The sequence below is a fragment of the Pandoraea iniqua genome (assembly GCF_902459685.1).
GTDB classification, from domain to species: domain Bacteria; phylum Pseudomonadota; class Gammaproteobacteria; order Burkholderiales; family Burkholderiaceae; genus Pandoraea; species Pandoraea iniqua.
This window is the reverse complement of record NZ_CABPSF010000003.1, coordinates 20,655-45,057: the sequence shown is the minus strand read 5'-3', so window position 1 is coordinate 45,057 and position 24,403 is coordinate 20,655. Positions and strand designations below refer to the sequence as shown.

Sequence of the window (24,403 nt, the reverse complement as noted above, 5' to 3'; positions counted from 1 at the left end):
ACTATGCAACGGGTTGCATAGGTGGAATAGAGTGCCTACACTGCCGGGCATGCCGCTCGCCCACGCCCTAATGACCTCGCTACTGGAGAAATCCTCTTCGGGGTACGACCTTGCCCGCCGTTTCGACAAATCGATCGGTTTCTTCTGGCACGCCACGCATCAGCAGATCTATCGCGAACTGGCCCGCATGGAGGCTGCCGGGTGGATCGTCTCGACGGCCGCGCCGGACGGGGGGCGAACACGCAAGCGTGTCTATCGGGTGGTGGATGGCGGCCGGGACGAGTTGCTGGCGTGGGCGGCGACGCCGACGGAGCCGTCGGATTTGCGCGACGACCTGATGGTGCGTTTGCGGGCCGATGCAGCGATGGGGACGTTGGGGCTACAGCCGGAATTGCGCCGGCGTGCGGCATTGCATGCGCAAAAGCTCGCGGCCTACCGGGCGATCGAAGCCCGCGATTTCCCCACAGGCGTTGAACTCTCCCGGGAACGGGCGTTGCAGCGCCACATCCTCATGCTCGGCGTGAGGTACGAACAAGGCTGGCTGGACTGGACGCGCGAGGCGCTGGCGTTGCTGGAGCAATGGGATGGGGTGGAGGTCACGGAGGTCACGGAGGTCAGCGCGAAAAGCGATCACACTTCGTCGACATGAGCGCTTATGGCGTCGCCTGTCTGCCAGACGGGATCCGACCTCAATCGACAAATCGCCTAACCGCTCACATACGTAGCTTTATCCACAATAAACGCTCACATGTGAGCGTTTAATTTTCATACATCAGCGAGATCATTGCTCGCCCCGTCGATTGCACGCCTTCCACAAAATCCGGAAAGCTCCCCCTCTCCCTTTCGTCCCATTTTCTTGTCAACGGCCCGGCCCGGTGGTGCGTTTACCTCTCAAGTCGGCGGTCCGCATCCCGGCGGAGCGTCACCGTTGTCGGCTTCATATTGGCCTTACCCTACGGCATTCATGGTGTTTTCTTCCAAGCTTTTCGGCCGCATGCGCGCTCTGGCGTCCATCTCGGCCCTGGTTGTGGGTGGTTTCCACCTCTCGCCTGCCTTCGCCAGCACGGTCATCGTGCTCGACTCCGGCGCAGCCCAACTTTCTCTGATCGATCAGGCCACGCATAAGGTCATCGGCACCATGCCCACCGGCAAGGAGCCGCACCACCTGATGATCACCCCCGACAAACGCTCGCTCATCGTCGCCAACTCGGTCTCGAACAGCCTCATGTTCCTCGACCCGTCCAGCGGCAAGCTCCAGCGTCAGGTCGCAGACATCGACGATCCGTACCAGCTCGGCTTCTCGCCCGATCGCAAATGGTTCGTGACCGCCGCGCTGCGCCTCGACCGGGTGGACCTCTATCACTACGACGGCGAAAACGTCACGGTCGCCAAGCGCATTCCGCTGGCCAAGACGCCCAGCCACATGACCTTCTCGTCCGATAGCAAAACGGTCTTCGTCACCTTGCAAGACTCGGGCGAACTCGTCGCCATCGATCTGCCCACGCAGACCGTCAAGTGGCGCATGAACGTCGGCAAGACCCCCGCCGGCCTGTGGATGACGCCCGGCGACAAATATCTGCTCGTCGGCATGACCGGTGAAGACGATGTCGCCGTGGTCGACTGGCGCACGCAAAAGGTCATCAAGCGCATCCAGACCGGACGCGGCGCGCACAACTTCCGCTCGCTCTCCGATGGCCGCCACATTGCCGTGAGTAACCGCGTCGAGAGCACCATCAGCATTCTCGATTACGAATCGCTCACCAAAGTCGCCGACATCACCGGCCTGATGCCAGGCCCGGACGATATGGAACTTTCCGCCGACAAACGCTATCTTTGGGTAACGTTCCGCTTCGCCCGCCACGTCGGCGTGATCGACCTGACCACGCGACAACTGGTCGACCGCATCGCGGTAAACCGTTCGCCGCACGGCATTTTCTTTGCCGACCGAGCCCCCGTACTCTCCCCGAATCCGGACTGACGAGGCCACCCGATGATTCAGGAAGCCATCAATTTCGTCGACAGCGGCATCTCGGCCGTGCAGACGCTCATCTATGTGGACGTGATCCAGCCGCTGCTGTTTCACTTCAACTTCATGGGCTATGACGACGATATTTACGACGCGCTCTACTTCGTCCTTATCGGCGTGCTGCAAATCGGCGTGTCGTACGCGCTGCTGCGCCCGCTCGAAGCCCTGCGCCCCGTCGAGAAATGGCAGGACCGCCGTCAGGTGCGCGCCGACGTGATCTACACATGGATCGCCAAGCTCGGCATTCTGAATCTGCTGTTCTTCGTGGTGCTCCAGCCCGTCTTCAACGAGCTGCAAAGCCAGATGGTGATCCACGGCCTGCCGAGCATCGATCTCGACGGCCTGTATCCCGGCGTCACCGATCAGCCGCTCGCCTCGTTCCTGATCTACCTCATCGTGCTCGACTTTGCCGGCTACTGGTATCACCGCTGGCAACACCGGTTCGGTGTCTGGTGGGAGCTGCACGCCGTCCATCACAGCCAGCAGCAAATGTCGCTGTGGTCGGATGACCGTAACCACTTCCTCGACGACGTACTGCAAGCCGCATTCTTCGCGGGCATCGCGCTCTTCATCGGCGTGCAGCCGGCGCAGTACGTGGTGCTGGTGGCCGTGAGCAACTTCCTGCAAAGCGTGCAGCACGTGAATGCCCGCCTGCCGTATGGCCGGGTGCTGGAACGCCTGATCGTGAGCCCGACGTTCCATCGCCGCCATCACGCTATCGGCTACGGCCACGAAGGCACGCGCTACGGCTGCAACTTCGGCGTGCTCTTCCCATGGTGGGACATGATGTTTCGCACGGCCTCGTGGGAACACGCCGTCGAGCCGACCGGCATTCGCGACCAGTTGCCCGCACCGGAAGGCCGTTCGCGCCGCTACGGCATGGGTGTGATTGCACAGCAAGTGCGCGCGTTCGGCCGTATCGCCCGCCGTCTCATGCCCGGTCGCACCGCAGGCCGCCCGACGGCATAACTAGGCATCAGGAAGCACACGGGTGCTGAAACATCCTCCGGCCATCTTGCGCCGGATTACTTTCAGCACCCCTCAGTAACACGATGTAACAGGGGGCCTGTCACTGGCACCCTGCCCGCAAGCCCCCTTCCCGCCCCCTGATTTCCCCGCAATTTCCCCTGTGGTTACGGGCGTTTACGTCCCCCCGCGCCACGCCTGAGAACGCGTGCGGAGGTAAGATGCCGTAACTTCCAGCGCCTGTTCGGCCCGCCAAAACGGGCACCCCCGTCGCTAGACTGCTAAGCGTGGCAACCCGGGCCTTTCCCGGGTGCATGGGCGGCGCATGTGCGTCGCGCTGGAGGCAGATATGGAAGCAGCACCGGATACCGGATCGCAACCGCCCAAGAAGCGGCGTCGTACGGGGTTATGGATTGGCATCGTCGTGCTCGTGCTGGTGGCATGGGTTGCCTGGCACCTCGCGCACCGGCCCAATACCAAGCGCGGCGCGCAGCCGCAAATCGTCTCGGTGGCTCAGGCGGCCTACGGCGAAATGCCGGTGACGATCACCTCGCTGGGCACGGTCACGCCCGAAGCGACGGTGACGGTACTGCCGCAGTTGAGCGGCTACCTCACGCAGGTGGGCTATCAGGAAGGTCAGGAAGTCACCAAGGGCCAGTTCCTCGCGCAGATTGATCCGCGCCAGTACGAAATCAGCAAGGCGCAGGCGCAGGCCCAACTCGCCAAAGACCGCGCCGCGCTCGCGCAAGCCAAGGCCGACCTCGCGCGCTATACCCAACTGCACCAGCAGAAGTCGATTGCCGAGCAGACCTTCGCCGATCAGCAATTCCTCGTGGCGCAGGACGAAGCCGCCGTCAAAGCCGATCTGGCTAACATCGCCCAATTCGATCTCGATCTGACCTACTGCCGCATCACCGCGCCGGTCGCCGGCCGCGTCGGTCTGCGACTCGTCGACGCGGGCAACTACGTGACGTCGACGAGCACTACCGGCATCGCCGTCATTACCAGCGTCAAGCCGACGACGGTCGAATTCACCGTGGCCCAGAACGCCCTGCCGGCCGTGATGAAGCAGTACCGCACCGGCAAGCCGCTCGCCGTGACCGCCTTCTCCAGCGACAACAAGGAAAAACTCGCCACCGGCGCGCTGTACGCCGTGAGCAACCAGATGGCCACGTCTACGGGCACAGTCACGTTGCGCGCACGCTTCGCCAATGACGACGAAGTGCTGTTTCCGCAGGAATTCGTCAACGTGACGCTGCTCGTCGACACGCTCCAGCATGTGGTGCTGGTGCCGACACCCGCCGTGCAGAGCGGCGCACCGGGCGAGTTCGTCTATGTCGCCACACAGAACAACACCGCCTCGCTGCGCAAAGTCACGATCGGGCCGAGCGACGGTAAGCACACGGTCATCACGTCGGGCCTGAATGCGGGCGAAACCGTGGTGACGGACGGCATGGACCGCCTGAGCGACGGCGCGCACATTGCCCTGCCTAACGCGGCGACCCCGGCAAGCGGCGCAGCGGCTGCCAGCGAGACCGGTGCCGCCGCACAAGCGTCGGGCGCGGGACGCCACGGCGGACATCGTGGCGCGTCGGCACCGGCGGCAGTTGAAGCTTCGGGGGCTTCAGGCGCATCAGGCGCATCGGCCACGTCCGCACCCCCGGCCTCCGCCGCTGGCGCCCAATAACGCCATGCCCGTCCGACCGAGACCCTGCATCCCCGGCGCCCGCTCATGAATTTCTCTCGCATCTTCATCCTGCGCCCGGTCGCGACCTGGCTGCTGATGATCGCGCTCGTCCTCGTCGGCCTCGTGGCCGTGCGCGTGCTGCCGGTCTCATCGCTGCCCAGCGTCGATTACCCGACCATTCAGGTGCAGACGTTCTACCCGGGGGCCAGCCCTTCGGTGATGGCCACCACCGTGACCGCGCCGCTCGAAGTGCAGCTCGGCCAGATTCCCGGCTTGCAGCAGATGATTTCGTACAGCGCCGAAGGCTCGTCGGTCATCACGCTGCAATTCGATCTCGCGCTCAATCTCGACGTCGCGCAGCAAAACGTCCAACAGGCCATCAACGCCGCGACCAGCCTGCTGCCGAGCGGCCTGCCCGCGCCGCCGACGTACGCCAAGGTGAACCCCGCCGACCAGCCGATCATGACGCTGGCGGTCACCTCGAAGACGCTCTCGCTCACGCAGTTGCAGGATGCCGCCAACAACCGCCTCGCCGCGAAAATCTCGCAGGTGGCCGGCGTGGGTGTCGTCACCCTCGCCGGCGGCAACGTGCCGGCCGTGCGCGTGGAAGCCGATCCGCAGAAGCTCGCCGCCTACGGCCTCAATCTCGACGACCTGCGCACGCTGCTCGCCAACGTCAACGTCAGCCAGCCGAAGGGCAACTTCGACGGCCCCGAGCTCGACTACACGCTCGACGCCAACGATCAGATCTCCGATCCGCAGGATTACCTCGACACGGTCATCGCCTACCAGAACGGCTCGCCCGTCTATCTGCGCGACGTCGCCCACGTGTCGAAAGCGGCACAAGACGTGGAGCGCGGCGCGTGGTTCAACAAAACCCCGGCCATCGTGCTCAACGTGCAACGCCAGCCCGGTGCCAACGTCATTGCCACGGTCGACCAGATCAAACGTGCGCTGCCGCAACTCGAAGCCACGCTGCCCGCCGGCATGGAAGTGAGCGTGGTGTCCGACAGCACGGGCGTGATCCGTTCGTCGGTGAGCGACGCCGCGTTCGAACTCGTGCTTGCCGTGGTGCTCGTGGTGGCCGTGATCTTCGTGTTTCTGCGTAATGTGCCGGCCACCATCATCCCAAGCATTTCGGTACCGGTCTCGCTGATCGCCACGCTCGCGGTGATGTACGAACTCGGTTACTCGATCGACAACCTCTCGCTCATGGCGCTGATCATCGCCACCGGCTTCGTGGTGGACGACTCGATCGTCATGATCGAAAACGTGGTGCGTTATCTGGAACAAGGCATGCCGCCGCTGGAAGCAGCGCTGGCGGGCGCCGGGCAGATCGGCTTCACGATCATGTCGCTGACGATCTCGCTGATCGCCGTGCTGATTCCGCTGCTCTTCATGGGCGGCGTAATCGGGCGGCTGTTCGGCGAGTTCGCCGTCACGCTTGCGGTGACGATCGTGATATCGGCCATCGTGTCGCTCACGGTGGTGCCGATGCTATGCGCGCGGATTCTGCGGGCACAGGAAGACCGCCATCCGAGCCGCTTCGAACGCGTGAGCGAGCGGTTGTTCGACAAGACACTGGCCGCCTATGAACGCGGCCTGCGCTGGGTGCTCGATCACCAGTTGCTCACGCTGATCGTGGCGCTGATCACGGTGGCGCTGACCGTCGTGCTCTACGTCGTGATTCCGAAGGGGCTCTTCCCGGTACAGGACGTGGGCGTGCTGCAAGGTATTACCGTGGCCGATAATTCGGTCTCTTACTCGGCCATGGTGAAGCGCCAGACGGCGCTCGCCGAGGAAGTGCTGAAAGACCCCGATGTGACCTCGATCACCTCGTACGTCGGCATCGACGGCATCAACACCACGCTCAACAACGGCCGGTTCCTCATCAACCTGAAAGCGCGTGACGACCGGTCGGAGACGGCGGCCGAGATCGGACGCCGGATACAAACGGCGACCGCCGGGGTGCCGGGCATCAAGCTGTATGTGCAGCCCGCACAGGATCTGACGTTGGACACGACCGTGTCGCCCAATCAGTACAAGTTCGTGCTGCGCGGCCCCGATCAGGCGACGCTCGCCAAATACGTGCCGCCGCTGATTGCCCGCATGAAGAAGATTTCGTCGATCACCGACGTGGCGAGCGATCTGGACACCAGCGGTCTGTCGATTCAGGTGGAAGTGAACCGGCAACTGGCGGCTCGCTACGGCATCACGCCCGCGACCATCGACAACGCGCTGTACGACGCCCTCGGCCAGCGCATCGTGTCGACGATCTTCCAGCAGTCGGCCCAGTACCGGGTGATTCTGGTGGCCAAGCCCGAAAGCCTGAACACGATCAACTCGCTGGGTGCGATCTACCTGCCGAGCCAGACGAGTTCAAGCGGTCAGGTGCCGCTCTCCGCGATCGCCACGCTGAAGATCATCAGCACGCCGCTCGCGATCAGCCATTTGCAGCAGTTCCCGGCGGTGACGGTGTCGTTCAATCTGGCGCGCGACGCGTCGCTCTCCAGTGCCGTGAAGGAGATTCGCGCGGCCCAGCAGGCCGTGAATCTGCCGCCCTCGATCGCTTCGTCGTTCCAAGGCGCTGCGCAGGCGTTCGAAGACTCGCTCTCCAGCGAGGTCTATCTGCTGATCGCGGCGCTCGTGGCGGTGTATATCGTGCTGGGCGTGCTGTATGAGAGCTTTATCCACCCGGTGACAATTCTCTCGACACTGCCGTCGGCAGGTATCGGCGCGTTGCTGGCGTTGATGATCACCGGCAGCGACCTCGACGTGATCGGCATCATTGGGATCGTGCTGCTCATCGGTATCGTCAAGAAGAACGCCATCATGATGGTCGACTTCGCGCTCGACGCCGAGCGCAACCACCACAAGCCGCCGCGCGAAGCCATCTTCGAAGCCTCGCTGCTGCGCTTCCGCCCGATTCTGATGACGACGCTCGCGGCCATGCTCGGCGCGCTGCCGATGCTGCTCGGCACGGGCACCGGCTCGGAGCTGCGCCGCCCGCTCGGGCTGGCGATCATCGGCGGGCTGATGCTCAGCCAGTTGCTCACGCTGTTCACCACGCCGGTCATCTATCTGTACTTCGACCGCATGGCCGCGCGTGTGCGCGAACGCCGGGCGGCGCGACGTGCCGCACGCGGCGGCACCCCGCCGCAGGGGCCCGACCAGACGAGTGGACCGAGTGGGCCGAACCGCCCGAATCCCTCGGATGAACCACCGGCAGGAGACGCGCCGTGAACATGTCGGCGCTCTTCATCAAGCGCCCGGTCGCCACCACATTGCTGGCGATCGCCGTGCTGCTCTCCGGCGTCCTCGCGTATCTGCGGCTGCCGGTGGCGCCGCTGCCTAACGTGTCGTTCCCCGTTATTGCCGTGCAGGCGAGCATGGCCGGGGCCAGCCCGGAGATCATGGCCGCCACCGTGGCCGAACCGCTGGAGCGCCGGCTGGGCGTGATTGCCGACGTGACCGAACTGACCTCCACCAGCACCGTCGGCTCGGTCTCGATCCCGGTGGTGTTCGGTCTGAACCGTGATATCGAAGGCGCGGCGCGCGATGTCGAAGCAGCCATTCAGGCCGCCCGGGCCGACCTGCCGACCACCCTGCGCAGCAACCCGAGCTACCGCAAGTTCAACCCGGCCGATTCGCCGGTGATGGTGATTGCGCTCACGTCGGCCACGCTGACCACGGCGCAGCTCTACGACTCGGCGGACTCGATCATCCTGCAACAACTCTCACAAGTGGATGGGGTCGGCCAGATCACCGTCGGCGGCGGCGCCTTGCCGTCGGTGCGTGTGGAACTGGAGCCGGGCAAGCTCAACAGCTACGGCATCGGGCTGGAAGACGTACGTGCGGCGATTGCCGCGGCCAACGCCAACAGTGCCAAAGGCCATCTGGATCAAGGCGACCAGCGCTTCGAAGTCACCTCCAACGACCAGATCAGCAAGGCGGCCGGCTACCGCGACCTCGTGGTGGCCTACCGCAACGGCGCGCCGGTGATGCTGCATGACGTGGCGCTCGTGCGCGACAGCAACGAGAACATCCGCAACGCGGGGCTGTTCAACAACAAGCCGTCGGTGCTCGTCATCATCTACCCGTCGCCCGGCAGCAATGTGGTCAAGACCGTCTCGCAGATCCGCAAGATTCTGCCGCTGGTCGAAGCCACGCTGCCGAGCGACATCAAGGTGAACGTGGCGCTCGATCGTTCGGTCTCGGTCGAAGCGTCGCTGGGCGACACCGAGCGCACGCTGATGCTGGCCGTGCTGCTGGTGATCGGCGTGGTGTTCGTGTTCCTGCGCTCGCCGCGCTCGACGCTGATTCCTGCGGTGGTCCTGCCGTTGTCGATCATCGGCACGTTCGGCCCGATGTATCTGCTCGGCTACAGTCTCGACAACCTCTCGCTCATGGCGCTGACCATCGGCACCGGCTTTGTGGTGGACGACGCCGTGGTCGTGATGGAAAACATCGTGCGCCATCTGGAATTGGGCGTGCCGCCCAAAGAGGCAGCGTTGCAGGGCTCGGCGGAAGTCGGCTTTACGGTGCTCTCGATGAGCCTATCGCTGATCGCCGTTTTCTTGCCCATTCTGCTGATGCCGGGCATCGTCGGCCTGCTGTTCCACGAGTTCGCCGTCACACTCTCGATCGCCATCCTGTTGTCGCTGGTGATCTCGCTGACGGTCACGCCGACCTTGTGCGCCTACGTGCTCACGCGCGAGTCGGCCACCTCGGAAGCCCGCTGGTCGGTCTGGGTCGGCCGCCAGTTCGACCGTTTCCGCGACGCCTACTCGCGCTCGCTGACCTCGGTGCTCGACCACGCCGGGCTGGTTGGGCTGGTCATGCTGGCGCTGCTGGTCGGCAACGTGTTCCTGTTCCGACTGCTGCCGGCCACGTTCTTCCCCGAACAGGACACGGGCATCCTGATCGGCCAGATCATGGCCGATCAGAGCATCTCGTTCCCGGCGATGCGCAAAAAGCTCGAACAGTTGCAGACCATCGTGCAGACCGACCCCGCCGTGGCATCGGTCGCGGGCTTTACCGGCGGCCGATCGCTCAACTCGGCGACGGTCTTCGTGCAGTTGAAGCCGCTGGCGGAGCGGCACCTGTCGGCCGACGCCGTCGTCAACCGGCTGCGGCCCAAGCTCAACGCGGTATCCGGTGCGCGCCTGTTCCTTCAGGCGCAGCAGGATCTGCGCATCGGCGGCCGTTCGTCGGCGGCCGAATACCAATACACGCTGACCAGCGACGATGCCGACGCCCTCTACAAGTGGGTGCCCAAGCTCGTCACCGAACTCAACAAGCATCGGGCCACGATGCTCGATGTGAATACCGATCTGCAACAGAACGGTTTGCAGATGTACGTGAATATTCATCGCGCAACGGCGGCGCGCTTCAATCTGCAACCGAACCAGATCGACAACGTGCTCTACGACGCCTTCGGGCAGCGCACCGTGTCGACCATCTACAACCCGATCAATCAGTACTTCGTGGTGATGGAGCTCGCGCCGCAGTATTGGCAGTACCCGAATTCGCTCGACCAGATCTATTTGAGTACGGCGGCGGGCAATGCCAACGGCTCGGCACAGACGCAGATGTCGAGCAAGACGGTCAGTGGCGTGACGACCAAGACCGCCGCGTCGAGCACCAACCCGCTTAATGCCAATGCGGTGGCCAATCAGCAGAACAACGCCATCGCGAACAGCCGGGGCGGCAGTTCCAGCGGCAGTGCCGACAGTACGGCCTCGGAGACGATGGTGCCGCTCTCGGCCCTCGCCAGCTTCTCGGCACGCCATACCGCCACGCAGGTCAACCATCAGGGCGGCATGGTGGCGGCAACGGTCTCGTTCAACCTGCCGGCGGGCGGCTCACTGAGTCAGGCGCAGGTCGCCATCGACGATGCCGCACGGGCCATCGGCATGCCGGCGTCGATTCACGGCGCGTTTGCAGGCGCGGCACAGGCGTTCTCGCAGTCGATGGGCACCGTGCCGCTGCTGATTCTCGCGGCGCTTGGCGTGGTGTACATCGTGCTGGGTGTGCTGTACGAAAACACGATTCACCCGCTCACCATCCTCTCGACGCTGCCGTCGGCGGGTATCGGCGCGACCCTCGCGTTGCTGATCTTCGGCACGCCGTTCTCGGTGATCGCAATGATCGGCATGATTCTGCTCATCGGGATCGTCAAGAAGAACGGGATCATGATGGTGGACGTCGCCATCCAGTTGCAGCGCAATCAAGGGCTGGACGCCAAGCGCGCCATTCACGAAGCGGCCGTCGTACGGCTGCGCCCGATCATGATGACGACTGCCGCTGCCGTGCTGGGTGCCGTGCCGCTGGCCATCGCGCTGGGGCAAGGCGCGTCGCTGCGTCAGCCGTTGGGCGTGACGGTCATGGGCGGGCTGCTGCTCAGCCAGATCTTCACGCTGTACACGACCCCCGTCATTTATCTGTATCTCGACCGGCTGCGCGAGCGTGTCGCGCACTGGTCGAAACGCCTGCCTTGGAACCGTCGCCAAGGCACGGAGGCATGACCATGAAACCGATGACACTCCCCTCGCAAGCCTCACCGCCCGCGCGCCGATGGCCGCGGCTGACCTTCGCCTGTCTCGCCAGTCTGATGCTGCTGAGTGCCTGCGCCGTCGGCCCCGATTACCAACGTCCGGCGGTCGCAATGCCGACCCAATTCACCGAACTGGAGGGCTGGACGCAGGCCCGGCCCGATGCGGAAGGCCCGAAAGGCGAATGGTGGAAAGGCTTCCACGACCCGCTGCTCGACGAGTTGATGCCGCAGGTGGAAATTTCGAATCAGACCGTGCGCCAGAGCTACGCCAACTATCAGCAGGCGCTGGCGGAAGTGCGTGTGGCGCGGGCCGGGCTGTTCCCGACGGTGGGCATAGACGGCTCGGCCACGCGCTCGCGCGGCAGCAGTGGCGGCGCCAGCACCAGCGCGGCACTGGCCTCGCACTCGGGCGCGAACATCGTCAATGCGGCCGCCGCCGAAGGCACGGTGAGTTGGGCGCCCGACATCTGGGGACAGGTGCGCCGCACCATCGAGCAAAGCAGCACGACGGCGCAGGCCAGCGCGGCAACGTTAGCCAACGCGACGCTGTCCGCACAGATTTCACTGGCGAATGCCGTGATCGACTTGCGCATCACCGATGCCAATATCGCCCTGCTCAAGCAGACCGTCGACGCGTACACCGAGTACCTGCGCGTGGTGGCCGATCAGGACCGCGCGGGCACCGTGCCGCCGTCGGACCTCATCACGGCCCGCACGCAGCTCGAGAATGCGCGGTCGAGTCTGATTGCCTTGGGGGTATCGCGAGCGCAGTACGCGCATGCGATTGCGGTGCTGGTCGGACGCAATCCCGAATCGCTGACGATTGCCCCGAGCAACGCGTTGCCGACACTCCCCGACGTGCCGATTGGCCTGCCGTCCACCCTGCTGCAACGCCGGCCAGACGTCGCCGTGGCCGAGCGTCAGATGGCATCGCAGAACGCTGCTATCGGTATTGCCGTCGCGGCGTATTACCCGAATATCACGTTGTCGCTGTCCGATGGGTTCTCGGCGGCGCCGGTCGCCGGGTTGTTCAAAATTGCGAACTACGTCTGGTCGTTGGGGGCGAGTGCGAGCGAAACGATTTTCGACGCTGGGCAGCGCAGCGCCAAGGTGGACGCGGCAAAGGCAGGCTACGACGCGGCCGTGGCCAACTATCGCGGCACGGTGCTCACGGCGTTGCAAGGCGTGGAGAACGATCTGGCGTCGCTGCGTATTCTTGAACAGCAGTCGCAGGTACTGGACTCTGCTGTGAAGGATGCAACCGACGGCGCACGCATTGCGCTCAATGAATATCAGGCGGGCACCGTCGACTACACGACCGTCGTCACGGCAACGACCACGCAGCTCAACACGAAGCAGAATGCACTGAACGTGCACGAGTCACGCCTGCTGGCCGCCACCGCGCTGATCGGCGATCTCGGCGGGGGCTGGTCGGATACCGCGCTGTCGGAGAACGATCCGGCGAAGAAGTGAACTACGCCGCCTCGCCTGCCAGCCGCTCACGCAGCCAGCGCAGAAAGTTGTCGAAGTCGGGGGGCTGTGCGCCATCCCCCGGCAGCGCCATCAGGCCGAACGGCAGTTCCGCGAATCCCCAAGGGGCCACCAACTGCCCTTCACTGAGTTCCTTTCGCACCAAGCGCCGCTCGACGAGGGCGACGCCCAGCCCGGACAGTGCCGCTTCAATGCACAGGTGCGTGTGCGGAAACGCGATCTCCCCGCCCGCCCCGATCTTGCCCGTCGACGTCGACTGTCCATCCCAATAGGTCCATGCGCTCGACGTGAAGTCATGCGTGATGCGCGTGCCCGCGGCCGCCCGGCGTTGGTAGCCGGGCGCGCACACGGGCCCGAAGGCCACGGGCGCCAGACGAATCGCGCGTTGACGGTCGGCTTCCGGGTATGACGTCAGGTCCCACGCGATCACCAGATCCGCGCCTTCGCTGCGAATCTCTCTTGCCGACGTCATCGACAACCGAATGCCCACATCGGGGTACTGCCGATAAAAGTCGGCCAGATTCGGCACCAGCCACCGCATCGCAAACGTCGCGCTGCACGCCACGTGCAGCCCCGAGCGCTTTACCTGTGTGCGAATGCGCGTGTAGCCCTGTTCCAGTTGCTCGAACACCGACGTGACAAGGGCGAACAGGCCTTGTCCGTGGGCATTGAGCTTCAACCCCGTGCCGTCTTTGTCGAACAGCGGTGCACCCACGTGTTCCTGAAGCAACTTCAACTGGCGGCTGACCGCGCCGTGCGTGCGAAACAGCTCCTCGGCGGCCTTCGTCACCGATTGGTGTCTGGCCGTCGCCTCGAATGCGCGCAGCAGGGATAACGGCGGCAAGTCTCGCATCACACTTCCATTGGTTAAATAAACTATCGAATCCGACGAAAAAACTCGATTTTCGGCGCTTCCCGAAAACCCTATGCTTTCACATATACACGGTTGAATATCGTCACATTACGGCAAAACTGGGGCGTTACGATGACGGCATCGACCGATAGCAATTCTCACACTACGTCACAAAACGTCAAAGCAAGGGGCAGCCTCAATGGATAAGCGATTTAACGATGGGAGTGCCGGCGATGCGAATTACGGCACGATCGGCATCGGCTACACCCAATACCGTCAGCCCGAACCCCATATCGAGGGGTTTATCCGGCAAGCGTTGGGCGACGCGCATTCGGTGCTCAACGTCGGTGCAGGGGCAGGCTCGTACGAGCCCCTCGACCGCAGCGTCGTGGCGGTCGAGCCGTCGGCATCCATGCGCGCCCAGCGTCCGCCTCACTTGCCCCTCGCCATCGACGGCGTGGCGCAAAGTCTGCCGTTTGCCGATGCCTCGTTCGACGCCAGCATGGCGACGTTTTCGGTTCACCAGTGGCCCGACCTCGCCGCCGGACTGCGCGAAATGCGACGCGTGACGCGCGGCCCGGTTCTGATCCTGACCTGCGCCCCTGCCCGCCTGCCTATGTCGTGGCTGGCCGACTACGCGCCGGAGATGATTGCGGTCGAAGCACGGCGATACCCGTCGATCTCCGCTATCGAAGAAGGGCTGGGCGGCCGCGTGGACGTGCAGCCGGTGGAGATTCCGCTTGGATGTACGGACGGCTTCAGCGAAGCGTATTACGGCCGCCCGGAGCGGCTGCTCGAACCGGGCGCACGCCGCGCCAACTCCGCGTGGAGCTTTGTCGATCCCCGCGTAGAAGATAGCTTTGTCGAACGTCTTCGCCGCGACCTCGACAACGGGACATGGGACGAGAAGTACGGCGCGCTGCGCACGCAGCCGTTCTTCGACGGGTCGCTGCGGCTGATCGTCGGGCATCCGGCCTGAAGCCCATGCACAGGCGGTCCAGCCCCGCTGGGCCGCCACGCTTATTGTTTTCAATCTGGCCTTGATTCCGTAGGACTGCGCTTGTCTGCTGGTATTCTTCGGGGCGAACTCGAGAAATGGGTCGTACGCCGCGCCGGCTGGGCCGCGCGGTCGGCAGGACAGTCAGGTTTCAGATCAGCAAAACATGGTGCAACTGCAATCTCACGCCGGCGACGCGCTCGCCGGCCATCACATCGCGTGGTACGTCTACGTGCTGCGTACTTTCCTCGCCCTCATCGTGCTGGGCGCCTGCGCATGGGGCGCGATGGCACTGGCCTACCAGTGCCCGGGCCCCGCGCTCGTGCGCTACGCCCTCATTGCCGTGTGGGTCGCGCTGGGTGTCGCCGCCATCGTGGCGCTGCTACGCGTGCGCGCGGGTGCGCCCTTGCGGGGCTGGCCGCTCGCGTTCCTGATCGTGGCGATTCTGGTGATCGCATGGTGGCAGACGCTGCGGCCTTCCAATGAGCGTGACTGGGCGCCCGATGTCGCGCAACTGCTCGACCCGCATTGGAATGGCTCACAGGTCACGCTGGGGAATGTGCGCAACTTCGAGTGGCGTACCGAGACCGACTTCACCCCGCGCTGGGAAACCCGCCACTACGATCTCGACAAGCTCGTGAGTGCCGATCTCGCACTGTCCTACTGGATGGGGCCAGCCATCGCCCACACGCTGGTGTCGTTCGGTTTCTCGGACGGGCAACGCGTGGTGTTCTCGATCGAAATTCGTAAGAAGCGCGGGCAGGCCTTCTCGGCCGTCGGGGGCTTCTTCAAGGACTTCGAAGCGACGCTGGTCGCCGCCGACGAGCGCGATATCCTGCGCGTGCGCAGCAACGTGCGCGGCGAAGACGTGCATCTCTACCGGTTGAATATCCCCGCCGCAGAATTGCGCAAGGTGTTCATCGGCTATCTGGAGCGCGCCCGCGACCTGCAACGCACGCCCGAGTGGTACAACACGCTCACCAGCAACTGCACCACTATCGTGTTCGAACTAGCCCGCATCATTGCCCCCGGCCTGCCACTCGATTACCGCCTGCTGCTGTCGGGCTACTTCGCCGAATACGCCTACGATCAGGGCGGCCTCACGCCCGGCTTCACCTACGAGCAGTTGCAGACGCGCGGCGATTTCGTCAAACGCGCGCTGGCGGCCGGCGATTCTCCCGATTTCTCGACGCTGATCCGGCAAGGCGTGCCCGGCGACGACCCGAAGGTGACACCGTGATCGCCGTGATCGCCGTGATGCGCACCCCGGCGGCGCCGGTACCGGACACCCCCACGCGCAATGTCTGGCGGCGCCTCTTGCCCTATGCGGCACTCGTGGCGGGCGCCGTTTGGCTCAGCGGCTGCGCCATGGTGGAGGTGCGCTCGCTCGGCCCGGATCAGTACATCGCGATGAAGCGCGGCGACATCCTGTCCACGGGCAAGCTCAGCGCGGCCACCGACGAGACGATTCGAGTGGCGGGTCTGGACGACACGATTTGCGCCAAGCCGTCGCTCGACTGCATCGACGCCCTCGGCCGCGCCAAGGAAATCGACATCGACCGGCGGCTGGCCGCCATGGCCGAAATGTCGATGCAGTTGGCCATCGCGCAAACACCGACCGGCGATACGCTCTGGAACGACTCGCAGTTCGACCTGTGGCTGCGCTCGGCACGTTACGCGTACGCCTATCTGTTCTATGGCGACCGGCCGTCCAGCGAGCGCGCCTTTGAAGACCGCCAGACGCAGGTTCGTGACTACTACAACTACGCGGTGCAGATGTTCTCGGTGGCGCTGTTCCGCCGCGTACAGCGCACCGGCAGCGACAAAATCGCCGGCTGGACGCTGCCGGTCGACGCCAGCAGCGTGCGCTTTGCCAACAACCGCACCCAGCCGCGCGAAGTGCTGCCCGCCTCGACACTGCGCTTCGCGGGCCTGCGCAGCCCGTATCGCCGCGACGGTTTCGGTGCCGAGCTGGTGGCCGTGCTCGACGAAAAGTCGGCCGCCGATGCAGTGGTCGCCACGGGCCGCACCCCGGCACCGCGTGGCGATGCCTCGACCGGCCCCGATAACGACAACGTCTATTCACCCAGCAACAATGACGAGCGCGGGGCAGGCGCTCGTGCGCGCACCAATCAGGAAAGCCTCGCGTCACGCGATTTCCACCGGGCGACCGATCCGAACGCCGGCCCCGAGTTCAGCGAAATGTCGTCGCCATCGCTCACGCTGCTGCTGCGCTTCCACGGCAATACGCTCGACGAGATTCTGACCACCCAAGTCGCCACGCTCGTGGTGTACGACCCCTATCGTCAGACCTCGATCGAATTGCATGGCCAGACCGTGCCGCTGGCGGGCAACTTCACGGCGGGTTACGGCCTGTGGCTCGCCCGCTCGGGCTTTGCCGAGCAATCGCTGCGCACCCTGTTCGGGCGCGACCGGGGCATCGTACGGCCGCATATCTACCTGATGCAGCCGTTCGACCCCAGCCGCCGAGTGATCCTGATGCTGCACGGCCTCGCCAGCAGCCCGGAAGCCTGGGTGAATCTGGCTAATGAAATTCAGGGCGACGCCGCACTGCGCGAGCATTTTCAGATCTGGCAGGTGTACTACCCGACCAACGCCCCGCTGCTCGTGAACGCGATGGCGATCCGCAACGCCTTCGACGCCACGCTCAAGCACTTTGACCCGGACGGCCAATCGGCCGCCTCGCACGACGCCGTGGTCATCGGCCACAGCATGGGCGGTGTGATCGCACGGCTGATGGTGTCGAGTGCCGACGACCAACTCTGGAATGCGTTTCAGGAGGACTATCACCTCGATGGCGACCAACTGACGCGGGCCCGCGACCGGCTCGACCCGCTCTTCCACTTCGCGCCGATGCCGCAGTTCGAGCGGGCGATCTTCATCGCGGCCCCGCATCGTGGCACCCCGTTCGCGCGCAACCGCCTCGGCCGCTGGATCTCCAACCTCATCAAGCTGCCGGTCACGCTGCTCTCGGGCATCGACGACGTGCTGCACTACGCCACGGGCTCGGAAGACAACCCGTCCGAGGGCAAGACGCGCTACGTGCCCAACAGCATCGACCAGCTACGCGACAACGACCCCTATGTGGTGGCGGCAGCCGGACTCGGTATCTCGCCGAAGGTGCAATATCACTCGATCATTGCGCGCCGCAATGCCGCAGGCCCGCTTCAGGAATCGAGCGACGGCGTGGTGCCTTATACAAGTGCCCATCTGGAAGGCGCGCAATCCGAGCGCGTGATTGTCTCGGGCCATAGCGTGCAGGAGACGCCGCAGGCGATTCTCGAAATCCGCCGCATCCTGCACGAGGATGTCGACGAACTCGATCCGGTGAAGTCGCTCAAGGGGGTGCGGGCGTTCCAGAGCATCGACCCGCCGCCGCTCGTCACGCCGACGAAGGTGACGAAGCCCAACGTTACGACGGCCCCGGTGAAATAACGCCGGGGCATTGCCACATCGTGATGCTCAGGAAACCGCGTTCACCTGAATGTGATACACGCCCCACGGGCACAGCGTGAACTGCTCCTTGAGCGGCTTGCCTGCGAGCGCGGGGATAGCGGCCGGATCGTAGACGGCCCAGAGCGGCCCCAGACCACCCAGCGCGAGCGGCTTGTCGTCGATGTGAGTGGCCAGCAGGAATTGGTACTCCCGCAACTGACCGAGCGTCGTCGCCACGACATAGCCATCGATCGCACGCAGCAGAACCTGCGTGGCCGGGTTAGACGGCATGCCCGTCTGCGCCAACACCTCGGCGAGACGCGGGCCGCGCAGTGCGTGCGGCTTCGCGTCGTATTCCAGCGTCGGGCGAATCGTTTGCGCCGGCAGACGCGCCAGTGCGCCGAAATCGAACGCATAGGCCGCGTCGAACTGCACCAACTGTTTGTGGAAGAGCTGATCGAGCGCCGGATCGACCGGGCCACGGTTGTGACGCTCGATGGCACCGCTGACAGTGACGAGCGGTGTTGTCGCCAAGGCCACGGGGGCCTGCGGCTTTGCCAGCACGGGCGCCGAGACACCGAGCGCCACGGCGCTGGCCAAAAATTCACGTTTCTTCATGCGAGGTCGTGACGAGAGGTGAAAGGTGCGAAGCAACGAGCGGCGGCGCACGCGGAAACGGCGGAAACGACCGCCGCACGCCCCGCCGCAAAGTCGCCCGAGCTTATCACGCAGACGTCACGACATCGTTCACCGTGAAGATGAAGCCGCCGCCTTCTGGAACGTGAACTGCACGCGTCCGTCGCGAATCGGCAGAATGTCGGGCCGGTCTTCACCGACTTCGGCATCGAGCCGCTCATTCAGGCGCGCGTTCATCGCCATCAACAGCTCACCATTGCCCCGGGCATCGAGCGCCAGATTGCGCGACTCGGTCGGGTCGGCGTGCAGATCGTAGAGTTCGACGTCGTTGTTCGCGAACAGCGTCTCCAGCGAGGTGGGCCGGTTGAACTGCGTCGGCGAAAAATAGCGTGAGAACCGGTAGCGACCGTCGAACACGCTCCGGATCATGCCGCGATGACGAAAGTCCGGCTGACGCGCCATCACCCGCCGATGAATCTCCTCGATCGGCACGCCCTTCTCACGCAACGTGGCGTATTCCTGCGCAAGCCATTCGCTGTCGTAGAACAGCAGCATCGCGTAGTTGAACAAGGCCGCCGGGCGCACCGCGTCGACGCCTTGACGCGCCGGCGCACGCAGCAACGGCGTCAGGTTGTGACCGTGCGCGCCGTCGCCCGCAATACGCGCGATGCCGGCTGAGTCCAGCCCGGTGAGCCCCAGCAGCGTCGGCGTGATATCGACGTGCGAACTCAGCGCCGCGCACTGCTTGCCCCCCGGATACGCCGGGTGCCGGATCACCAGCGGCACGTTGTTCTGTTCGCGATACGTGGTCGGCCCCTTGCCTACGAGCTTATGGGCGCCCACGTGGTCGCCATGGTCGGCACTCATCACGACGATGGTGTTCTTGTCGATGCCTAGCTCCCGCAAGGTGTCGAGCAAGGTCACCACGTGCGTGTCGCAATCGCGAATGCAGTTGAAGTAATAGTCCTGATAAACGCGCAGCCGGGCGTCGTCGATCGGGTAGTCGCCCACGAGCACACCTTCCGCCGCGTTATACACCCCATGCGCCGCCGGCCGGCCCGGCGCGTCGTAGGCCTGCTTGCGCGTGGCGGCCAGCGGCACGTTCCAGTGCGCGTCATACAGGGCGTCGCGCGGCGGACGGGCATTGCCGAGCGTCGGCCGGTTGGCGTTCTGCTGGTCGACGCCCGCCGGATCGGTGTTCAGGAACATCGCATCGTGCGGATTGACCAGATTCACCGCCATGAACCACGGCTTGTTCTCGCTGCCCAGTTGCGCGCCCCGGCCACGCAGCCACGACACCGCCGACGAGGTGGTGAGGCCGTCATAGGTATAGCCGCCGCGCACCCGGCCAATCAGATCGCCCACGCCGAAGTAATCGTCGAAACCGTACGACTTGATCAGTTCGTTGTATTCCTGCGTCGGCGTGTCGTACGGCGTGTGGTTGTGATGCAGCTTGCCGCTCAGATGCCACTTGCCGAGATACGCCGCGTAGTAGCCCGCGTCTCGCATCATGTCGCCGATGGTGCGGATGTCGGGCGACATATCGGGCTGCCACGGAATGCCGCAGTTATCGAACACGCGTGTGTGCTGGATGTGCTGACCGGTGTAGACCGTCGAGCGCGACGGCGAACACACGCACGATGCGATCTGGTGATTGACGAAGGTCACGCCTTCGCGGCGCAGGCGCTCGCGCCCCGGCACCGGGAACGGCCACTGGTCGAAGTGCCGCTCCTGATCCGTGAGGATGAACAGGATGTTGTAACCCTTGGGCGGCACAGGCGGCGCCTCGGCAGGCATGACGTAACCGTCGTCCGGCGATGCCGCAGCGCGCGGCGCAGCGGCGGACGCTGCCACGGCCGACGAGGCCAATCCGGCGGACGCCACGGCCGCGCCAGCCTGCTTCAGAAAGTGGCGGCGCGAAGGTTGTGTGGTGGCGGTGGAAGCCCCCGCATCGGATACCTCGCTGGGGTGAACCGGGTCGACGGGCGCAGTCGTCGGTGGCTGCTTGCGCTCAGGCATGTCTCTCGCTCCTGTGGGGCGTCGGCGTCGCTTTTGTGATTTGCGCCGATGGCCGGGATTGACGTTTCACGCCTCGCTGCGTTGATGCACTGCCATGCAATGTCACGCATCGGGCGGTAACGGAATCCCATTATTTGGCAGGATTCAGCACCGATCGATGAAAAGTGACGCTATATTCATTACCTGAATGACATCAATGATGCGGTAACGCGTCTACGCAGAACCGCCTACGCCAGCCACCATGAGCCCTCGTTCCACGCCATCGGCGCCGCAAGACCGTTCGCCCAGTGACAACGCCCACGTCGACGACCCAGTCCGGCTCGCGCGCCAGATACCTGCCGTGCTTCGCAAGCTGCGCATTCGCGATCTGGAGACGTTGCGCTGGCTGGGCCGCACTCGCAGCTTCGCGCGTACCGCCGAGGCCGCCGCCATCACACAGCCGGCATTGTCGAAATGGTTGCGGGAAATCGAACAGGCGCTGGGGGTTTCACTATTCGAGCGCACGACGCGTCGCGTGAGTCCTACGCCGTACGGAGACGCACTGCTGGAGCGTGCCGAGCGCATGCTGACCGATCTGGCCGGCGTCGCCCCTGCCCTGCAAGCCCTGCGCGACGGACTCGGACAACCCGTGAACGTGGGCATTCTGCCGGGCATGGCGAGTGTGCTGATGCCGCAGGCGCTGGCCCGGCTCGAACAAACCGGCCCCGCGCTGCGCATCAACCTTTTTGAAGAAACGCTGGATCGCTTGTTACCCCGTGCCCACTGGCACGAAATCGACCTGCTGGTCTGCCGGCTCGACGCTGCCGCCATGAACGCCGGGTTTGGCGTGGTCCCCTTGTATGACGACGATGTGCGGGTATTCGGGGCGCATAACCACCCCCTGACGCGCCTTGCTGCACCGACATGGGCGGACGCCGCCCGCTACCCGTGGATCGTGCCGCCGCCGGGCACGCCGATGCGTCGCGCCATCGACACCGAGTTCGCGCATCAAGGGCTGGCCGCCCCGCGCGTCATCATGGAATCGACCACGCTCATGACCAACGCGAGCACCGCGCAGGCGATGCCGTGCCTGTTTCTCGCTTCGACACTCGGCGTCGCCCGCTCGCCGCTGGGCGCCAGTCTGCATGACTTCGGTCTGCGGTTCGCGCACGTGGCGCCCACCGTTGGCGTGCTGCACGGTCAAGCCCCGAACGCGGCAGCGCTGGCGCTCATCGACGTATTGCGGGATGTCGCACGCACGCTGACGCCGCCGTCGTACGGTCTGCCGGCACGCTGACGCGAACGTCCCTCGCGCACCAAATCATGAATGAAACTAATGCCACCATAAATTAAGACCATTTTCATTCATGATTCGAATTCTCTATGATCGTCGTCACGGCTTCATTCATCTGGCGGCGACGTCACTAGAGAACCATGGCAAAGACACACAATCTGGGATTTCCGCGCATCGGCGCGAAACGCGAACTGAAGTTCGGTCTGGAATCGTATTGGAAAGGCCAATCGTCGCGTGACGAACTAAAGTCACTGGGCGCGTCGCTGCGCCAGCGTCACTGGCAAGATCAGGCAGGCCTCGATCTGGCGCCGGTCGGCGACTTCGCCTTCTACGATCAGGTGCTCGACATGAGCTTCACGCTGGGCAACTTGCCCGAGCGCGTGCAGAACTTCCACGGCGACGCCTTGGACAACTACTTCCGCGTCGCGCGCGGCCGCTCGGCCCAGAGTGCCGAAGACCACGCCGCCTGCTGCGGTGGCGTCGCCGCCGGAGAAATGACGAAGTGGTTCGATACGAACTACCACTACATCGTCCCCGAATTCTCGGCCGCCACGCATTTCTCGCTCGACGCATCGCGTCTGACCGGCCAACTCGCCGAGGCACGCGCCGAAGGCGTAAAAGCCAAGCCGGTCATCATCGGCCCGGTCACCTACCTGTGGCTCGGCAAGGCCAAGGACGACAGCGACAAGCTCGCCCTGTTGCCGCGTCTGCTGCCGGTCTACGTGAAACTGCTCGAAACCCTCGCCGCGCAAGGCGTGGCGTGGGTGCAGATCGACGAACCGATTCTCGTGACCGAACTGAGCGCCGAATGGCAGAAGGCTTTCGAAACGGCCTACGCTGCGCTCGCCGGCACGCGGGTCAACCTTCTGCTCGCGACGTACTTCGGTGAGCTGATCGAAAACCTGCCGCTGGCCTGCCGTCTGCCAGTCGACGGCCTGCACCTCGACGCCGTCAACGCCAAGGGCGAAGTCGCCAAGGCGCTCGCTGCGCTGCCCGCCGACAAGGTGGTTTCGCTGGGCGTGATCAACGGCCGCAACATCTGGAAGTCGGATCTGGCCGCGATCCTCGAATGGCTGGAACCGATTGCCCGGCAACTCGGCGATCGCCTGTGGATCGCCCCGTCGTGCTCGCTGCTACATGTACCCGTCGATCTGGACAGCGAACAGAAGCTGGACGGTGACATTCGTTCGTGGCTCGCCTTCGCCAAACAGAAACTGGCAGAAATCAGCGTGCTGGCGCGTGCCATCAACGAAGGCCGTGAGGCCGTGGCCGCCGAGCTGAACGCGAATGCCGGCGCTATCGCCAGCCGCCGTGCGTCGCCGCGCGTGCACAACCCGGCCGTCAAGGCGGCCGTGGCCAAGATCGAAGCCTCGCTGGGCCGCCGTCAGCGTCCGTATATCGAGCGAGCGCCGAAGCAAGCCGCCAAACTGAAGCTGCCGCTGTTCCCGACCACCACCATCGGCTCGTTCCCGCAGACGGCCGAGATTCGCACCGCCCGCAGCCAGTTCAAGGCCGGCGAGCTGGATGAGGCAGGTTACGTCGCCGCCATGCGCGCCGAGATCGAGCGCAGCGTACGCGAGCAGGAAGCGCTGGGGCTAGACGTGCTGGTGCACGGCGAAGCCGAGCGCAACGACATGGTCGAGTACTTCGGCGAGCAGTTGGAAGGCTACGCGTTCAGCCAGTTCGGCTGGGTGCAGTCGTACGGTTCGCGCTGCGTGAAGCCGCCCATCATGTTCGGCGACATCCGCCGTCCGAAGGCGATGACGGTCGAGTGGATTCAATATGCGCAGTCGCTGACCGACAAGCCGATGAAGGGCATGCTGACCGGCCCGGTCACGATCCTGAACTGGTCGTTCGTGCGTGACGATCAGCCGCGCTCGGTCTCGTGCTTCCAGTTGGCGCTGGCGATTCGCGAAGAGGTGCTGGATCTCGAGAAAGCCGGTGTGCGTGTGATCCAGATCGACGAGGCGGCGCTGCGCGAAGGCCTGCCGCTGCGCCGTGCGCAATGGCAAACGTATCTGGACTGGGCGGTCGAGGCGTTCCGCATCACGGCCAACGGCGTGCGGGACGACACGCAGATCCACACACACATGTGCTATTCGGAGTTCAACGACATCATTGCGGCGATTGCCGACATGGATGCCGACGTGATCACCATCGAGACCTCGCGCTCGGATATGGAACTGCTCGACGCGTTCGACTCGTTCCAGTACCCGAACGAGATCGGCCCGGGCGTGTATGACATTCACTCGCCGAACATCCCGACGCAAGAGCACATCGTGCTGCTGATGCAAAAGGCCGCCGAGCGCATTCCGGCACAACGTCTGTGGGTCAACCCGGACTGCGGCCTGAAGACGCGGCAGTGGGCCGAAGTCATCCCGGCGCTGCAAAACATGGTGGCGGCCGCGCAGACACTGCGTTCGCTGTAAGCCACAGGGGGCAG

General features: G+C 64.5%; 15 protein-coding genes. 12 read left to right on the top strand and 3 right to left on the bottom strand.

Features of this window, described 5'->3' with window-relative positions:
• Nucleotides 1–49 precede the first annotated feature (49 nt).
• From PIN31009_RS11455 to PIN31009_RS11425, 7 genes are all read left to right on the top strand, one after another.
• Nucleotides 50–649: a PadR family transcriptional regulator gene (locus tag PIN31009_RS11455; protein ID WP_150790854.1), complete on the top strand. Its 600-nt coding sequence runs from the start codon at nt 50–52 to the stop codon at nt 647–649.
• A gap of 315 nt (nt 650–964) precedes the next feature.
• The gene (locus PIN31009_RS11450) at nt 965–1,978 is read left to right on the top strand and encodes a YVTN family beta-propeller repeat protein (RefSeq protein ID WP_087688964.1); all 1,014 of its coding nucleotides are present in this window, start codon (nt 965–967) and stop codon (nt 1,976–1,978) included.
• A gap of 12 nt (nt 1,979–1,990) precedes the next feature.
• On the top strand, nt 1,991–2,995 hold the full coding sequence (locus PIN31009_RS11445; RefSeq protein ID WP_150790324.1) for a sterol desaturase family protein: 1,005 nt from the start codon (nt 1,991–1,993) through the stop codon (nt 2,993–2,995).
• Nucleotides 2,996–3,341: 346 nt separating this feature from the next.
• Nucleotides 3,342–4,679: an efflux RND transporter periplasmic adaptor subunit gene (locus PIN31009_RS11440; RefSeq protein WP_150790323.1), complete on the top strand. Its 1,338-nt coding sequence runs from the start codon at nt 3,342–3,344 to the stop codon at nt 4,677–4,679.
• A gap of 45 nt (nt 4,680–4,724) precedes the next feature.
• Nucleotides 4,725–7,922: an efflux RND transporter permease subunit gene (locus tag PIN31009_RS11435; RefSeq protein ID WP_150790322.1), complete on the top strand. Its 3,198-nt coding sequence runs from the start codon at nt 4,725–4,727 to the stop codon at nt 7,920–7,922.
• Nucleotides 7,919–11,206 (top strand): efflux RND transporter permease subunit, encoded by a 3,288-nt coding sequence (locus PIN31009_RS11430; protein WP_150790321.1) that lies wholly within the window; start codon nt 7,919–7,921, stop codon nt 11,204–11,206. Before PIN31009_RS11435 ends, PIN31009_RS11430 begins: the two co-directional genes overlap by 4 nt.
• Before the next feature lie 2 nt (nt 11,207–11,208).
• The gene (locus PIN31009_RS11425; protein WP_425495482.1) at nt 11,209–12,708 is read left to right on the top strand and encodes an efflux transporter outer membrane subunit; all 1,500 of its coding nucleotides are present in this window, start codon (nt 11,209–11,211) and stop codon (nt 12,706–12,708) included.
• Between the two features lies 1 nt (nt 12,709).
• On the opposite strand, the gene PIN31009_RS11420 is transcribed toward PIN31009_RS11425, so the two are convergent.
• Nucleotides 12,710–13,579: a LysR substrate-binding domain-containing protein gene (locus PIN31009_RS11420; protein WP_150790320.1), complete on the bottom strand. Its 870-nt coding sequence runs from the start codon at nt 13,577–13,579 to the stop codon at nt 12,710–12,712.
• Nucleotides 13,580–13,778: 199 nt separating this feature from the next.
• Here PIN31009_RS11420 and PIN31009_RS11415 point away from each other — a divergent pair, with 199 nt between their 5' ends.
• The 3 genes from PIN31009_RS11415 to PIN31009_RS11405 all read left to right on the top strand — a co-directional run bounded on the left by PIN31009_RS11415 (nt 13,779) and on the right by PIN31009_RS11405 (nt 18,032).
• Nucleotides 13,779–14,558, top strand: coding sequence for a class I SAM-dependent methyltransferase (locus tag PIN31009_RS11415; RefSeq protein WP_150790319.1), 780 nt, complete (start codon nt 13,779–13,781; stop codon nt 14,556–14,558).
• Between the two features lie 184 nt (nt 14,559–14,742).
• Entirely contained in the window at nt 14,743–15,816 is a 1,074-nt protein-coding gene (locus PIN31009_RS11410; RefSeq protein ID WP_150790318.1) for an Lnb N-terminal periplasmic domain-containing protein, read from the top strand.
• Complete coding sequence (locus PIN31009_RS11405) at nt 15,813–18,032, top strand: esterase/lipase family protein (RefSeq protein ID WP_246185622.1); 2,220 nt, start codon at nt 15,813–15,815, stop codon at nt 18,030–18,032. Before PIN31009_RS11410 ends, PIN31009_RS11405 begins: the two co-directional genes overlap by 4 nt.
• Nucleotides 18,033–18,059: 27 nt before the next feature.
• Here PIN31009_RS11405 and PIN31009_RS11400 read toward each other — a convergent pair whose 3' ends face one another.
• A complete protein-coding gene (locus PIN31009_RS11400; RefSeq protein ID WP_150790317.1) occupies nt 18,060–18,650 on the bottom strand; it encodes a putative pterin-binding protein in 591 nt (196 codons plus the stop codon).
• Between the two features lie 129 nt (nt 18,651–18,779).
• The gene (locus tag PIN31009_RS11395; protein WP_150790316.1) at nt 18,780–20,687 is read right to left on the bottom strand and encodes a sulfatase family protein; all 1,908 of its coding nucleotides are present in this window, start codon (nt 20,685–20,687) and stop codon (nt 18,780–18,782) included.
• A gap of 241 nt (nt 20,688–20,928) precedes the next feature.
• On the opposite strand from PIN31009_RS11395, the gene PIN31009_RS11390 reads away from it, so the two are divergent.
• Together PIN31009_RS11390 and metE are read left to right on the top strand one after the other, a co-directional pair.
• A complete protein-coding gene (locus PIN31009_RS11390) occupies nt 20,929–21,963 on the top strand; it encodes a LysR family transcriptional regulator (protein WP_150790315.1) in 1,035 nt (344 codons plus the stop codon).
• A 137-nt stretch (nt 21,964–22,100) separates the two neighbouring features.
• A complete protein-coding gene (metE, locus tag PIN31009_RS11385; RefSeq protein WP_150790314.1) occupies nt 22,101–24,389 on the top strand; it encodes a 5-methyltetrahydropteroyltriglutamate--homocysteine S-methyltransferase in 2,289 nt (762 codons plus the stop codon).
• Nucleotides 24,390–24,403 lie beyond the last annotated feature (14 nt).